Below are 13,798 nucleotides of genomic sequence, written 5' to 3'. Positions count from 1 at the left end.
ATATCAAAATCACTTTCAGACTCTTTCCTGTGAAGGAAAAATGTGTGTGAGGTAAGCAAATAAATTTCGGACACACTAACTGTACATTACAGCTAGGAGGAATGTACACGTGAATGAAATTTACATGGAAATAAAAGAAGAATTGCAATTGATGAGAAAAGAGTTGCAAGAGAGACTAGCTAAAGAAGTAATGCACAAATATGATGTCGAGTTCAGCCAAGAGCTTGGATATGAAATTAAGGAAGAGATAAAGAAAAAATTGCTATTACATGATATAAAAGAGGATTTAAAGGATGTAGAACGCGCATTATTTAAAATGGAAATAGACATGTATGGTATTTGTGAAGAGACGGGGAGATTAATTTCGACAAAGCAAATGAAGACAATGCCGACTGCCCGTACGATTCATGAATTCTTTTATGAAAAGGTAAATGTATGAATACGCACAACGATATTATATTACCTTTTTTTAATTTATTTTATTCTTCTATAAAGGTTCATTGTGAAAAGGTAGCAGCTATGCTAAAATTTTGAGGTACACTGTCTTTGTGGGGGAAATGAAAATGATATATTATGTAATAGCGTTATTCGTCATTGCTATCGATCAAATATCGAAGTGGTTAATTGTAAAGAACATGGAATTGGGTACGAGTATTCCGATTATCGACAATGTATTATACATAACATCACATCGAAATAGAGGCGCTGCTTGGGGTATTTTAGAAAATAAAATGTGGTTCTTCTACATTATTACAGTTGTTTTTGTAGTGTTTATTGTATTTTATATGAAAAAGTATGCGAAAACAGACAAGCTTCTAGGTATTTCGTTAAGCCTAATTTTGGGCGGGGCAATTGGTAACTTTATTGATCGTGTATTTAGACAAGAAGTAGTGGATTTCATTCACGTGTATATTTTCTCGTACAACTATCCAGTATTCAATATAGCTGATTCAGCATTATGTATTGGTGTTGTATTAATTATTATTCAAACATTATTAGAAGGCAAGAAAGCGAAGGAGTAATTGAATGAGTGAAGTAGTACAAGTAACAGTTGCAGCAGAGCAAAAAAACGAGCGAATTGATAAATTCGTTGCAGGGATAAATAATGAATGGTCACGTACGCAAGTGCAGCAATGGATTAAAGATGACGTTGTGACAGTAAACGGAAAAGCGGTAAAAGGGAATTATAAAGTAAAAGAAGAAGATGAAATTACAGTAACAATTCCTGAACCAGAAGAGTTAGATATTCAACCAGAGGATTTAAATTTAGAAATTTATTATGAAGATGCAGATGTGCTTGTTGTAAATAAGCCACGTGGTATGGTTGTACATCCAGCACCAGGGCATACAAGTGGTACACTTGTAAACGGCCTTATGCACCATTGTACAGACTTATCAGGCATTAACGGTGTAATGCGTCCAGGTATCGTGCATCGTATTGATAAAGATACATCTGGACTATTAATGGTTGCTAAAAATGATATGGCACATGAATCGCTTGTAAATCAGCTTGTAGCAAAAACAGTAACGAGACGTTACAAAGCGATTGTACACGGTGTGATTCCGCATGATAAGGGAACGATTGATGCTCCGATTGCTCGTGATAAGAAAGAACGTCAAAGTATGACAGTTGATGAAAATGGTAAGAACGCTGTTACGCACTTCCAAGTGTTAGAACGCTTTAAAGACTTTACGCTTGTAGAATGTCGCTTAGAAACGGGACGTACGCACCAAATTCGTGTTCATATGAAATATATTGGCTATCCACTTGCAGGAGATCCGAAGTATGGTCCGAAGAAAACGTTAGATATGAATGGACAAGCACTTCATGCGGGTATTTTAGGCTTTGATCATCCTCGTACTGGTGAATATATTCAGTTTGAGGCACCGATTCCAGAAGTGTTTGAAGACGTATTAAATATTTTACGAAAATAGTATTGACAAATCATAAGAAAACTGAGATACTGACAACAGTTAAATAATGATCCTTTAACACAGCCCCGTGAGGTTGAGAAGGTAACGGTTTGAAATACTTAGGGTATGTTGTACCCTTTTTTCAAAAGTCCTCTCGCACACGCTGAGAGGACTTTTTTTATACCATTACTCTCACGCAAGAAAAAAGCTTGGAGGTGTAGAGCATGCAAGAGAAAGCTGTCGTTTTAGATGACCAAATGATTCGCCGCGCTTTAACACGAATTAGTCATGAAATCGTGGAACGAAATAAAGGTGTCGATAATTGTGTTCTTGTCGGAATTAAAACTCGTGGAATTTTTATTGCACAACGTTTGGCAGAACGAATTGGTCAAATTGAAGGAAAAGAAATGGAAGTTGGAGAGTTAGACATTACGTTATATCGTGATGATTTAACACTACAATCGAAAGATAAAGAACCACTTGTAAAAGGTTCTGATATCCCTGTAGATATTACGAAGAAGAAAGTTATCCTTGTGGATGACGTATTATATACAGGAAGAACAGTTCGAGCAGCAATGGATGCTCTTATGGATTTAGGTAGACCATCTCAAATCCAATTGGCGGTTCTTGTTGATAGAGGTCATCGCGAATTACCAATTCGCGCTGATTATGTAGGGAAGAACATTCCAACATCAAGTGAAGAGCGTATCGAAGTTGATTTGCAAGAGACAGATCAACAAGATCGAGTAAGCATATACGATAAGTAAAGCCCTTTTAAATGTAGTCCTGTGAGGCTGCCAAAGGGTCTTGGCTTTCATATGTCAAATTTGGCATACGAAAGTGTAGGACTCTTTGTGCACAGGCACAAAGAGTTTTTTTATTGCAAAGATTTAAACTGAAGGAGGATGTAACAATGGAACAAAAGCCAGTGTTAGACGTTAATGAAGTACCGAAACCGGGAAAATGGTTATTTTTAAGTATACAACATTTGTTCGCGATGTTTGGATCAACAGTGCTTGTTCCGTTTTTAACAGGATTGAATCCATCAGTAGCATTAATATCAAGTGGATTAGGAACGTTAGCGTTCCTTCTTATAACGAAAGGTCAAGTACCTGCCTATCTAGGATCATCATTCGCCTTTATCGCACCGATTATAACAGCGAAAACGGCAGGTGGACCGGGAGCAGCAATGCTTGGTGGTTTGCTAGCAGGACTTGTGTACATCTTAATCTCACTCGGAATTAAGAAATCAGGATCAGAGTGGATTATGAAATTACTACCACCAATCGTAGTTGGTCCAGTAGTAATGGTAATCGGTCTAGCTTTAGCACATACAGCAGTTAACATGGCGATGAACGGTGCGGATGGCAAATATAGCTTTACACACTTTTCAGTAGCGTTAGTAACATTAGCAATTACAATTATATGCTCGATATTTGGAAGAGGATTTTTCAGTATAATACCAGTGTTACTTGGCATTATCGGCGGATATATCTTCGCTTACTTCCAAGGGCTAGTAGACTTAAAGCCGGTAGCTGAGGCAAAATGGTTTGTTGTACCAGATTTCACAGTACCATTTGTAACATATACACCAGAGTTTTCATGGAAGATTGTACTCTTGATGGTACCAGTTGCACTAGTAACAATATCAGAACATATCGGACATCAAATTGTTCTTGGAAATGTTATTAAAAGAGATTTAATTGAAAAACCAGGTTTACACCGTTCAATCTTCGGTGACGGAGTAGCAACATTAATTGCGTCACTAATCGGTGGGCCACCGAATACAACGTATGGTGAAAACATCGGTGTGCTAGCAATTACGAGAGCATACAGTGTATACTTATTCATCGGTTCAGCAGTATTCGCAATCATGTTCGGGTTTATCGGTAAGATTTCTGCACTGATTCATTCGATCCCAACACCAGTTATGGGTGGTGTATCAATCTTACTATTCGGTGTAATCGCATCAAGCGGATTACGCATGATGGTAGATGATAAAACAGATTTAAGTGACAAACGAAACTTAATGATTGCATCAGTAATATTAGTAATCGGTATTGGTGGAGCGGTACTTCACGTAGGAGAATCATTCCAAGTAGAAGGAATGGCACTAGCAGCAATTGTAGGTGTACTGTTAAATCTACTACTACCGGAAACGAAACAAATAAAACAATCTAAGCAGATTGCTTCATAATAATAACCTTTTAATTCAGTCCTGTGAGACCGGAAAGGGTGGCTTCTTTCTTGCACCCTAGTCTCACATGACTAGGGTATTTTTATGCAAAGGTTGTTATAAAAATTCAAAAGTGGTAACATAAAAATCAGAAAGATGAGGGATGACGATGAGCCATTTGTTAACGATGAGTGAATTATCGGAAGTAGAAATTTCAGAAATCCTAAAAGATGCAGAAGATTTTGCGAATGGAAAAGAGAGCAAAACGACAGAGCAAACTTTTGTTGCGAACTTGTTCTTTGAGAATAGTACGAGAACGAGATTTAGCTTTGAAGTTGCTGAGAAGAGATTAGGACTTGATGTTTTAAACTTTTCAGCTGATGCATCTAGCGTACAAAAAGGAGAAACTTTATACGATACGATAAGAACACTAGAATCAATCGGAACAAAAGCAGTGGTCATCCGCCACGAGCAAGATCGCTACTTCGATGAACTAAAAGATCAGGTGAATATTCCAATCTTAAACGCTGGAGATGGATGCGGAAACCACCCAACGCAGTGCCTACTGGACCTTCTTACAATTAAACAAGAGTTTGGAAGATTTGAAGGTTTGAAGATTGCAATAGTAGGAGATGTTCGTCATAGCCGAGTAGCACGTTCTAATGCAGAAGCATTAACGAAGCTTGGTGCAACAATTTACTTTGCAAGTCCAGAAGAGTGGAAAGATGAAGACAACACATTTGGAACATACAAACCATTAGATGAACTTGTTCCAGAAGTTGATGTAATGATGTTACTCCGTGTACAACATGAGCGTCATGATCATTATGAAACAGACATTATGAAAGAATATCATGAGAAACACGGATTAACAGTAGAAAGAGAAAAGCGTATGAAAGAAGGAAGCATTATTATGCATCCAGCTCCTGTAAACCGTGATGTTGAAATTGCAAGTGAACTTGTTGAGTGTGAGCGTTCACGCATATTTAAACAAATGGAAAATGGAGTTTACGTAAGAATGGCTGTACTAAAACGCGCCTTACCAAATGTATTAGGAGGAATGAAACATGAATTATTTGTTTAAAAATGGTCGTTATATGAATGAAGAAGGAAAAATCGTAGCAACGGATCTTCTCGTACAAGACGGTAAAATCGCTAAGGTAGCAGAAAATATTACGGCAGATAATGCTGAAGTAATCGATGTGAACGGAAAGTTAATCGCACCTGGATTAGTAGATGTACACGTACATCTTCGTGAACCAGGTGGTGAACATAAAGAAACAATTGAAACAGGTACACTAGCAGCGGCAAAAGGTGGATTCACTACAATTTGCGCAATGCCAAATACACGCCCGGTACCAGATTGCAGAGAACATATGGAAGACTTGCAAAATCGTATTAAAGAGAAAGCGCATGTTAACGTACTACCATACGGAGCAATTACAGTACGCCAAGCGGGTTCTGAAATGACAGATTTCGAAACATTAAAAGAGCTTGGAGCATTTGCTTTCACTGATGACGGTGTAGGCGTACAAGATGCTAGCATGATGTTAGCAGCTATGAAGCGTGCAGCGAAATTAAATATGGCAGTAGTTGCGCACTGTGAAGAGAATACGCTTATTAATAAAGGTTGTGTACATGAAGGGAAGTTTTCTGAGAAACACGGATTAAACGGTATCCCATCAGTATGTGAATCTGTACATATTGCAAGGGATATACTGCTTGCTGAAGCAGCAGATTGCCACTATCACGTATGTCATGTAAGTACGAAAGGTTCTGTACGTGTAATCCGTGATGCGAAACGCGCTGGAATTAAAGTAACAGCAGAAGTAACACCGCATCACCTAGTGTTATGTGAAGATGATATCCCATCAGCTGATCCTAACTTTAAAATGAACCCACCGCTTCGTGGAAAAGAAGACCATGCAGCATTAATTGAAGGTTTATTAGATGGAACGATCGATATGATTGCAACTGACCATGCACCGCATACAGCGGAAGAGAAAGCACAAGGAATTGAAAGAGCACCGTTTGGAATTACTGGTTTTGAAACAGCATTCCCGCTTCTATACACAAACCTTGTGAAAAAGGGAGTTATTACGCTAGAACAGTTAATTCAATTCTTAACAGAAAAGCCAGCTGATACATTCGGCTTAGAAGCAGGTCGCCTAAAAGAAGGTAGAGCAGCTGATATTACAATCATTGATTTAGAACAAGAAGAAGAGATTGACCCAACAACATTCTTATCAAAAGGAAAAAATACACCATTCGCAGGTTGGAAATGCCAAGGATGGCCGGTAATGACAATCGTTGGTGGTAAGATCGCATGGCAAAAGGAGAGTGCATTAGTATGAAAAGACAACTTATCTTAGAAGATGGAACAGTATTAATTGGAACAGGTTTCGGAGGCGAAATCGAAAAGTCAGGTGAGGTTGTATTTACAACAGGAATGACTGGATATCAAGAAACATTATCTGATCCATCATATTGCGGTCAAATCGTAACATTCACGTACCCATTAATCGGAAACTACGGCATTAACCGTGACGATTTTGAATCCATTCACCCATCTGTAAATGGTTTAATCGTAAACGAAATTTGTGATCATCCATCAAACTTCCGTAATGAAATTTCGTTAAATGATTACTTGAAAGAAAGAAATATCCCAGGATTAGCAGGGATTGATACGAGAAAATTAACGAGAAAAATTCGTCAATACGGTACATTACGCGGACGCCTTTGTAATATGGATGCAGATGTAGAGTACATTGTAAGTCAATTAAAAGCGACAGTATTTACAGATCATGTAAAACGCGTATCAACGAAAGATCCATACCCAAGCCCAGGTCGTGGTCACCGAGTTGTACTAGTAGACTTCGGTATGAAACATGGTATTTTACGAGAATTAAATAAGCGTGACTGTGATGTAATTGTAGTTCCTTACAACACAACAGCAGAAGAAATTTTACGCCTTAGCCCAGATGGAATTATGTTAAGTAACGGACCTGGGGATCCAAAAGATGTACCAGAAGCAATTGAAATGTTAAAAGACATTATCGGTAAAGTTCCTTTATTCGGAATTTGCCTAGGACATCAATTGTTCGCGCTAGCATCTGGTGCGAATACAAGTAAATTGAAATTCGGTCACCGTGGTTTAAACCATCCAGTAAAACATCTTGCAACTGGAAAAGTAGCAATTACATCTCAAAACCATGGTTACGCAGTAGAAGAAGAGTCAGTTAAAAATACAGAACTTGAAATTACACATGTCGCTTTAAATGATGGAACAGTAGAAGGTCTTCGTCATACGAAGTTCCCAGCATTTACAGTACAATATCATCCAGAAGCTTCAGCAGGACCAGAAGATGCAAACGATTTATTCGAAGATTTCTTAGCAATGATTGAAAACTTCAAGAAAGAAGGGGAAGAGTTATGCCAAAACGCCTAGACATTAACACAATTTTAGTAATCGGATCAGGACCAATTGTAATTGGGCAAGCAGCAGAGTTTGACTACTCTGGTACACAAGCTTGTCAATCTCTTAGAGAAGAAGGTTACAAAGTAATCCTTGTTAACTCTAACCCAGCAACAATTATGACAGATACTGCAACAGCAGATAAAGTATATATCGAACCATTAACACTAGAATTCGTAAGCCGTATTATTCGTAAAGAACGTCCAGATGCAATCTTACCAACATTAGGTGGTCAAACAGGTTTAAACATGGCTGTTGAACTTGCGAAATCAGGCATACTTGAAGAGTGCGGAGTTGAAATTTTAGGAACAAAATTATCAGCAATTGAGCAAGCAGAAGATCGTGATTTATTCCGTTCATTAATGCAGGAATTAAATGAACCAATTCCATCTAGTACAATTATTCATACGCTAGAAGAAGCACATGAATTTGTAAAAGAAATTGGATATCCAGTTATTGTTCGCCCTGCATTTACAATGGGTGGAACAGGTGGCGGAATCTGTAGTAATGAAGAAGAACTAATTGAAATCGTATCAGGTGGATTAAAACATAGTCCGGTAACACAATGTTTATTAGAGAAAAGTATTGCTGGTTGTAAGGAAATTGAATATGAAGTAATGCGTGATTCAAATGATAACGCGATTGTAGTATGTAACATGGAAAATATCGATCCAGTTGGAGTTCACACAGGTGATTCTATCGTTGTAGCACCAAGCCAAACATTAAGTGACCGTGAATACCAAATGTTACGTAACACTTCATTACGAATTATTCGTGCATTAGGAATTGAAGGTGGATGTAACGTTCAGCTTGCACTTGATCCATATAGCTTCCAATACTATGTAATCGAAGTAAACCCACGTGTAAGTCGTTCATCTGCACTAGCATCTAAAGCAACTGGATATCCAATTGCGAAGCTAGCGGCAAAAATTGCAGTCGGTTTAACATTAGATGAAATCGTAAACCCAGTAACACAAAAAACATACGCTTGTTTCGAACCAGCATTAGACTATGTTGTTTCAAAAATTCCACGCTGGCCATTTGATAAGTTTGAATCAGCAAACAGAACGCTTGGAACGCAAATGAAAGCAACTGGTGAAGTTATGTCAATCGGACGTAACTTAGAAGAATCATTATTAAAAGCGGTTCGTTCTTTAGAGCTTGGTATTTATCACCTAGAATTAGACCACTTAAAAGAACTTGATAAAGAAACAATGAAAAAACGTATCATTAAAGCGGATGATGAACGACTGTTTATTGTAGCAGAAGCAATTCGCCAAGGTGTAACGAAAGAAGAAATCAATGAATGGTGTGAAATGGACTTCTTCTTCTTACAAAAAGTTGAAAACATCGTAAACATGGAACGCGAAGTAAAAGTGAATGTAGGAAATATGGAAGTACTACAAACTGCGAAAGAAATGGGATTCAGTGACCATTACATCGCTAATGCTTGGAACAAAACAGAGCGTGAAATTTACGATATGCGTAAAGAAAGCAATATAACTCCGGTTTATAAAATGGTAGATACGTGTGCGGCAGAATTTGAATCTGCAACACCATACTACTACAGCACATATGGTGACGAGAATGAATCGGTTAGAACAGATCGTAAGAGTGTAGTAGTTCTAGGGTCTGGTCCGATCCGTATCGGTCAAGGTGTTGAGTTTGACTATGCAACAGTTCACTCAGTATGGGCAATCAAAGAAGCTGGATATGAGGCAATCATTGTTAATAACAACCCAGAAACAGTTTCAACAGACTTCAGTATTTCTGACAAATTATACTTTGAACCATTAACGATTGAAGATGTAATGCACATTATCGATTTAGAAAAACCAGAAGGTGTTATCGTTCAGTTCGGTGGACAAACGGCAATTAACTTAGCTGCTAAATTAGAGGCTCACGGTGTGAAAATTTTAGGAACATCACTTGAAGATTTAGACCGTGCAGAAGATCGTGATAAGTTTGAAGCAGCGCTAACACAGCTTGGTATCCCACAACCAGTTGGTAAAACAGCAACGACTGTAGAGCAAGCAGTAGCAATCGCGGACAAAATTGGTTACCCAGTATTAGTAAGACCATCTTACGTACTAGGTGGACGCGCGATGGAAATCGTATATCGTCAAGAAGAACTGTTGCACTACATGAAAAATGCAGTTAAAGTTCACGCTGATCACCCAGTATTAATCGACCGTTACATGGTTGGTAAAGAAATTGAAGTAGATGCAATTTCAGACGGTGAGAATGTATTCATTCCAGGTATTATGGAACATATTGAACGTGCTGGAGTTCACTCTGGTGACTCAATTGGAGTATATCCACCACAAAGCTTATCTGACAAATTAAAAGAACAAATTATTGAACATACAATTGCACTTGGAAAAGGATTAAACATTGTTGGATTACTAAATATCCAGTTTGTAGTATTCGAAGATCAAGTGTATGTAATCGAAGTAAACCCACGTGCGAGCCGTACAGTACCGTTCTTAAGTAAAATTACAGGTGTACCAATGGCGAACGTTGCAACGAAAGTTATTTTAGGGCAAGATCTAGTAGCGCAAGGATACGGAACTGGGTATCACCCAGAAGAAAAAGAAGTATATGTAAAAGCTCCGGTATTCTCATTCGCGAAACTACGCTCAGTTGATACAACATTAGGACCTGAAATGAAATCAACAGGGGAAGTAATGGGTAAAGACTTAACGCTTGAAAAAGCATTATACAAAGGATTAGTTGCTTCTGGAATTAACATCCCAACGCACGGATCAGTAATCATTACTGTAGCGGATAAAGATAAAGAAGAGGCAATGGAAATTGCAAAACGTTTCCACGAAATCGGTTATAACTTATTAGCAACAGCTGGGACAGCACAATCGTTAGCAGAGCAAAATATCCCAGTACAAGTTGTAAACAAAATTGATTCTGAAGACTACAACTTACTAGATATTATCCGTCAAGGAAAAGCACAGTTTGTAATCAATACGCTAACAAAAGGTAAACAACCAGCGCGTGATGGTTTCCGCATTCGCCGTGAATCAGTAGAAAATGGTGTAGCTTGCTTAACATCACTTGATACAACGAGAGCAATCTTACGAGTATTAGAATCTATGACATTCTCAGCTCATTCAATGAAAGAAATTACGCAAACAAAGCGTCACGAGGTGGTACATGCATGATGCAAAAGCAAAATATGATCGTCGTTAATCAAAAAGAAATCGCAAAAAACATTTACGAATTAGTGCTTCAAGGAACGTTAGTACAGCAAATGAACGAACCAGGGCAGTTTGTACACATTAAGGTAGCGGAGGGCATTGCGCCCCTTCTGCGCCGCCCGATTAGTATTTGTAATGTAGATCAAGAGAAGAACGAATTTACAATGCTATACCGTGCAGAAGGACAAGGGACAAAAACATTAGCAACTAGAAAACAAGGTGAATTGGTAGACGTACTAGGACCACTAGGACACGGTTTTCCTGTAGAAGAAGCAGAAGCTGGTCAAACAGCTTTACTAGTGGGCGGGGGAATTGGTGTACCACCACTTTATGAATTATCACAGCGCCTCGTTGCAAAAGGTGTACGTGTAATCCACATCTTAGGTTTTCAAACGAAAGATGTCGTTTTCTATGAAGAGAAATTTGCAGAACTTGGTGATACGTACGTTGCGACAGTAGACGGTACACACGGCACAAAAGGATTTGTCACAGATGTAATTGATAATTACGGAATTGACTTTGATATTCTTTATTCATGTGGTCCGCTAGCGATGCTTCGTGCATTAGAAGGACGTTACAAAGAGAAAAAAGCTTATATTTCTTTAGAAGAACGTATGGGCTGTGGTATTGGAGCTTGTTTCGCATGTGTATGCCACTTACAAGAAGATCCAAGTGGACATTCTTACAAGAAGGTGTGTAGCGACGGACCAGTATTTCCAATCGGGGAGGTTGTACTATGAACAGATTGCAAGTTGAATTACCGGGATTATCATTAAAAAATCCGATTATACCGGCATCTGGATGCTTTGGATTTGGTCGTGAATATGCACAGTTTTACGATTTAAGTGTACTAGGATCAATCATGATTAAAGCGACGACAGAACAACCACGTTATGGAAATCCGACGCCTCGTGTTGCTGAAACACCGGGCGGTATGTTAAATGCAATCGGACTTCAAAACCCAGGGTTAGAAAAAGTAATGAATTCTGAATTACCATGGTTAGACCAATTTGATCTTCCAATCATTGCGAACGTTGCAGGCTCACAAGCTGAGGATTACGTAGCGGTTGCAAAAGAAATTTCTAAAGCGCCTAATGTCCATGCACTAGAATTAAATATTTCTTGTCCGAACGTAAAAACAGGTGGTATCGCCTTTGGTACAAATCCTGAAATTGCTGCTGATTTAACGAAGCGAGTAAAAGAGGTTTCTGAAGTACCTGTATACGTGAAGTTGTCACCGAACGTGGCAAACATTGTGGAAATTGCAAAAGCGATTGAAAATGCAGGTGCAGACGGTTTAACGATGATTAATACATTGCTTGGTATGCGTCTAGATTTAAAAACAGCTAAACCAATTTTAGCAAACCGTACAGGCGGATTATCAGGTCCTGCGATTAAGCCAGTAGCGATTCGTATGGTACATGAAGTAAGCCAAGCGGTTAACATTCCAATTATCGGAATGGGTGGTATTGAAACAGCAGAAGATGTAATTGAATTCTTCTATGCTGGCGCAAGCGCAGTTGCAGTAGGTACAGCGAACTTTATCGATCCGTTCGTATGTCCGACAATTATTGAAGAGTTACCAGCACTATTAGATGAATTAGGATTTGATCACATTTCGGAATGTCAAGGAAGGAGCTGGAAGCAAACATGTCACAGTCGTTAATCGTTGCATTAGATTTTCCAGGGAAACAAGATGTAGAACAATTCTTGCGCCACTTTGAAGGGGAAGAGTTATTTGTCAAAGTTGGTATGGAGTTATTTTACAAAGAAGGCCCTGCGATTATTACGTACTTAAAAGAAAAAGGACATAAGATTTTTCTAGATTTAAAACTTCATGATATTCCGAATACAGTAAAAAGCGCTATGCGTAGCCTAGCTAGTCTAGATGTTGATATGGTAAATGTTCATGCTGCTGGGGGAAGCAGTATGATGAAAGCTGCGATTGAGGGATTAGAGGAAGGTAAGCAAGAAGGAAAAGAGAGACCGATTTGTATTGCAGTTACACAACTAACAAGCACTTCGGAAGCTATGATGAAAAAAGAGATCGGCATTGAGAAAACGTTAGAAGAAGCGGTTGCTCATTATGCAAAACTAACAAAGGAAAGTGGACTTGATGGCGTTGTTTGTTCAACACTTGAAGTTCCGAAATTACGTGAAGTATGCGGAAATGAATTTGTAACAGTAACACCGGGGATTCGTCTTACAAGCGATGATGTAAATGACCAGGTGCGCGTAGCAACACCGAAACGTGCGAGGGAACTTGGCTCAAGCTACATCGTAGTTGGACGTAGTATTACAAAAGCAGAAAATCCGCTTGAAGCGTATAAAACAGTAAAACAACAGTGGGAAGGTGTAACAGTATGAAAAAAGAAATCGCATCGCATTTATTAGAAATTGGAGCAGTATTTTTACAACCGAATGATCCATTTACATGGTCTTCAGGTATGAAATCACCAATTTATTGTGATAACCGTTTAACTTTATCTTATCCAAAAGTACGTCAAGCGATTGCAGCTGGATTAGAAGAGTTAATTAAAGAGCACTTCCCAACTGTAGAAGTTATTGCAGGAACAGCAACTGCTGGTATTGCGCACGCTGCATGGGTAAGCGATCGTATGGATTTACCAATGTGCTACGTACGTAGTAAAGCAAAAGGTCACGGTAAAGGGAACCAAATCGAAGGAAAAGCTGAAAAAGGTCAAAAGGTAGTAGTAGTAGAGGACCTAATTTCAACTGGCGGTAGTGCAATTACATGTGTAGAAGCACTTCGCGAAGCTGGCTGTGAAGTATTAGGAATCGTATCAATCTTCACATACGAGCTTGAAGCAGGAAAAGAAAAACTAGAAGCAGCTAACGTAGCATCATATTCTTTAAGTGATTACAGTGCATTAACTGAAGTTGCAGCAGAAAAAGGTATGATTGGACAAGCTGAAACGAAGAAATTACAAGAGTGGCGTAAAAATCCAGCTAACGAAGCTTGGATCACAGCGTAACACGAAAAAAGACGACCGCGGGGGA

General features: G+C 38.7%; 13 protein-coding genes. All 13 read left to right on the top strand.

The window, feature by feature from the left end; all coding sequences use genetic code 11:
* The first annotated feature begins 109 nt into the window (after positions 1 to 109).
* Complete coding sequence (locus tag NST27_RS19015; protein WP_001002956.1) at positions 110 to 439, top strand: molecular chaperone DnaK; 330 nt, start codon at positions 110 to 112, stop codon at positions 437 to 439.
* 124 nt (positions 440 to 563) lie between these two features.
* Positions 564 to 1,022, top strand: coding sequence for a lipoprotein signal peptidase LspA (lspA, locus tag NST27_RS19010; protein WP_000642184.1), 459 nt, complete (start codon positions 564 to 566; stop codon positions 1,020 to 1,022).
* Positions 1,023 to 1,026: 4 nt separating this feature from the next.
* Complete coding sequence (locus NST27_RS19005; RefSeq protein WP_000005830.1) at positions 1,027 to 1,935, top strand: RluA family pseudouridine synthase; 909 nt, start codon at positions 1,027 to 1,029, stop codon at positions 1,933 to 1,935.
* Positions 1,936 to 2,138: 203 nt separating this feature from the next.
* Positions 2,139 to 2,681, top strand: coding sequence for a bifunctional pyrimidine operon transcriptional regulator/uracil phosphoribosyltransferase (gene pyrR, locus NST27_RS19000; protein WP_001156488.1), 543 nt, complete (start codon positions 2,139 to 2,141; stop codon positions 2,679 to 2,681).
* Between the two features lie 146 nt (positions 2,682 to 2,827).
* Positions 2,828 to 4,111 carry a uracil permease gene (gene uraA / locus NST27_RS18995; RefSeq protein ID WP_000435928.1) on the top strand — a complete coding sequence of 428 codons (1,284 nt, stop codon included), beginning with the start codon at positions 2,828 to 2,830 and terminating at the stop codon, positions 4,109 to 4,111.
* Positions 4,112 to 4,259: 148 nt separating this feature from the next.
* Positions 4,260 to 5,174 (top strand): aspartate carbamoyltransferase, encoded by a 915-nt coding sequence (gene pyrB, locus NST27_RS18990; protein WP_000018849.1) that lies wholly within the window; start codon positions 4,260 to 4,262, stop codon positions 5,172 to 5,174.
* Positions 5,158 to 6,444, top strand: a complete 1,287-nt coding sequence (gene pyrC / locus NST27_RS18985) for a dihydroorotase (protein ID WP_001108377.1) — start codon at positions 5,158 to 5,160, stop codon at positions 6,442 to 6,444. The genes pyrB and pyrC overlap by 17 nt, the downstream gene beginning before the upstream one ends.
* Positions 6,441 to 7,538 carry a carbamoyl phosphate synthase small subunit gene (locus NST27_RS18980; RefSeq protein ID WP_000828678.1) on the top strand — a complete coding sequence of 366 codons (1,098 nt, stop codon included), beginning with the start codon at positions 6,441 to 6,443 and terminating at the stop codon, positions 7,536 to 7,538. The genes pyrC and NST27_RS18980 overlap by 4 nt, the downstream gene beginning before the upstream one ends.
* Positions 7,523 to 10,741, top strand: a complete 3,219-nt coding sequence (gene carB / locus NST27_RS18975) for a carbamoyl-phosphate synthase large subunit (protein WP_001126126.1) — start codon at positions 7,523 to 7,525, stop codon at positions 10,739 to 10,741. Before NST27_RS18980 ends, carB begins: the two co-directional genes overlap by 16 nt.
* The gene (pyrK, locus tag NST27_RS18970; protein WP_000983353.1) at positions 10,738 to 11,517 is read left to right on the top strand and encodes a dihydroorotate oxidase B electron transfer subunit; all 780 of its coding nucleotides are present in this window, start codon (positions 10,738 to 10,740) and stop codon (positions 11,515 to 11,517) included. Before carB ends, pyrK begins: the two co-directional genes overlap by 4 nt.
* Positions 11,514 to 12,443 (top strand): dihydroorotate oxidase B catalytic subunit, encoded by a 930-nt coding sequence (pyrD, locus tag NST27_RS18965; protein ID WP_001081055.1) that lies wholly within the window; start codon positions 11,514 to 11,516, stop codon positions 12,441 to 12,443. The genes pyrK and pyrD overlap by 4 nt, the downstream gene beginning before the upstream one ends.
* Positions 12,428 to 13,144, top strand: a complete 717-nt coding sequence (gene pyrF, locus NST27_RS18960) for an orotidine-5'-phosphate decarboxylase (protein WP_000083498.1) — start codon at positions 12,428 to 12,430, stop codon at positions 13,142 to 13,144. Before pyrD ends, pyrF begins: the two co-directional genes overlap by 16 nt.
* On the top strand, positions 13,141 to 13,773 hold the full coding sequence (gene pyrE / locus NST27_RS18955; RefSeq protein WP_000711449.1) for an orotate phosphoribosyltransferase: 633 nt from the start codon (positions 13,141 to 13,143) through the stop codon (positions 13,771 to 13,773). The genes pyrF and pyrE overlap by 4 nt, the downstream gene beginning before the upstream one ends.
* Positions 13,774 to 13,798 lie beyond the last annotated feature (25 nt).

It is taken from the genome of Bacillus sp. FSL W8-0770 (assembly GCF_038008705.1).
Taxonomy (GTDB): Bacteria; Bacillota; Bacilli; order Bacillales; family Bacillaceae_G; genus Bacillus_A; species Bacillus_A cereus.
The sequence above is the reverse complement of the archived record's forward strand: the minus strand, read 5'-3'. Positions and strand labels throughout refer to the sequence as shown.

Bases quoted from the DNA above. Each gene is read 5' to 3' on its own strand.
- lspA (WP_000642184.1), top strand. From the start codon at position 564: ATGATATATTATGTAATAGCGTTATTCGTCATTGCTATCGATCAAATA.
- NST27_RS19005 (WP_000005830.1), top strand. From the start codon at position 1,027: ATGAGTGAAGTAGTACAAGTAACAGTTGCAGCAGAGCAAAAAAACGAG.
- pyrR (WP_001156488.1), top strand. From the start codon at position 2,139: ATGCAAGAGAAAGCTGTCGTTTTAGATGACCAAATGATTCGCCGCGCT.
- uraA (WP_000435928.1), top strand. From the start codon at position 2,828: ATGGAACAAAAGCCAGTGTTAGACGTTAATGAAGTACCGAAACCGGGA.
- pyrB (WP_000018849.1), top strand. From the start codon at position 4,260: ATGAGCCATTTGTTAACGATGAGTGAATTATCGGAAGTAGAAATTTCA.
- pyrC (WP_001108377.1), top strand. From the start codon at position 5,158: ATGAATTATTTGTTTAAAAATGGTCGTTATATGAATGAAGAAGGAAAA.
- NST27_RS18980 (WP_000828678.1), top strand. From the start codon at position 6,441: ATGAAAAGACAACTTATCTTAGAAGATGGAACAGTATTAATTGGAACA.
- carB (WP_001126126.1), top strand. From the start codon at position 7,523: ATGCCAAAACGCCTAGACATTAACACAATTTTAGTAATCGGATCAGGA.
- pyrK (WP_000983353.1), top strand. From the start codon at position 10,738: ATGATGCAAAAGCAAAATATGATCGTCGTTAATCAAAAAGAAATCGCA.
- pyrD (WP_001081055.1), top strand. From the start codon at position 11,514: ATGAACAGATTGCAAGTTGAATTACCGGGATTATCATTAAAAAATCCG.
- pyrF (WP_000083498.1), top strand. From the start codon at position 12,428: ATGTCACAGTCGTTAATCGTTGCATTAGATTTTCCAGGGAAACAAGAT.
- pyrE (WP_000711449.1), top strand. From the start codon at position 13,141: ATGAAAAAAGAAATCGCATCGCATTTATTAGAAATTGGAGCAGTATTT.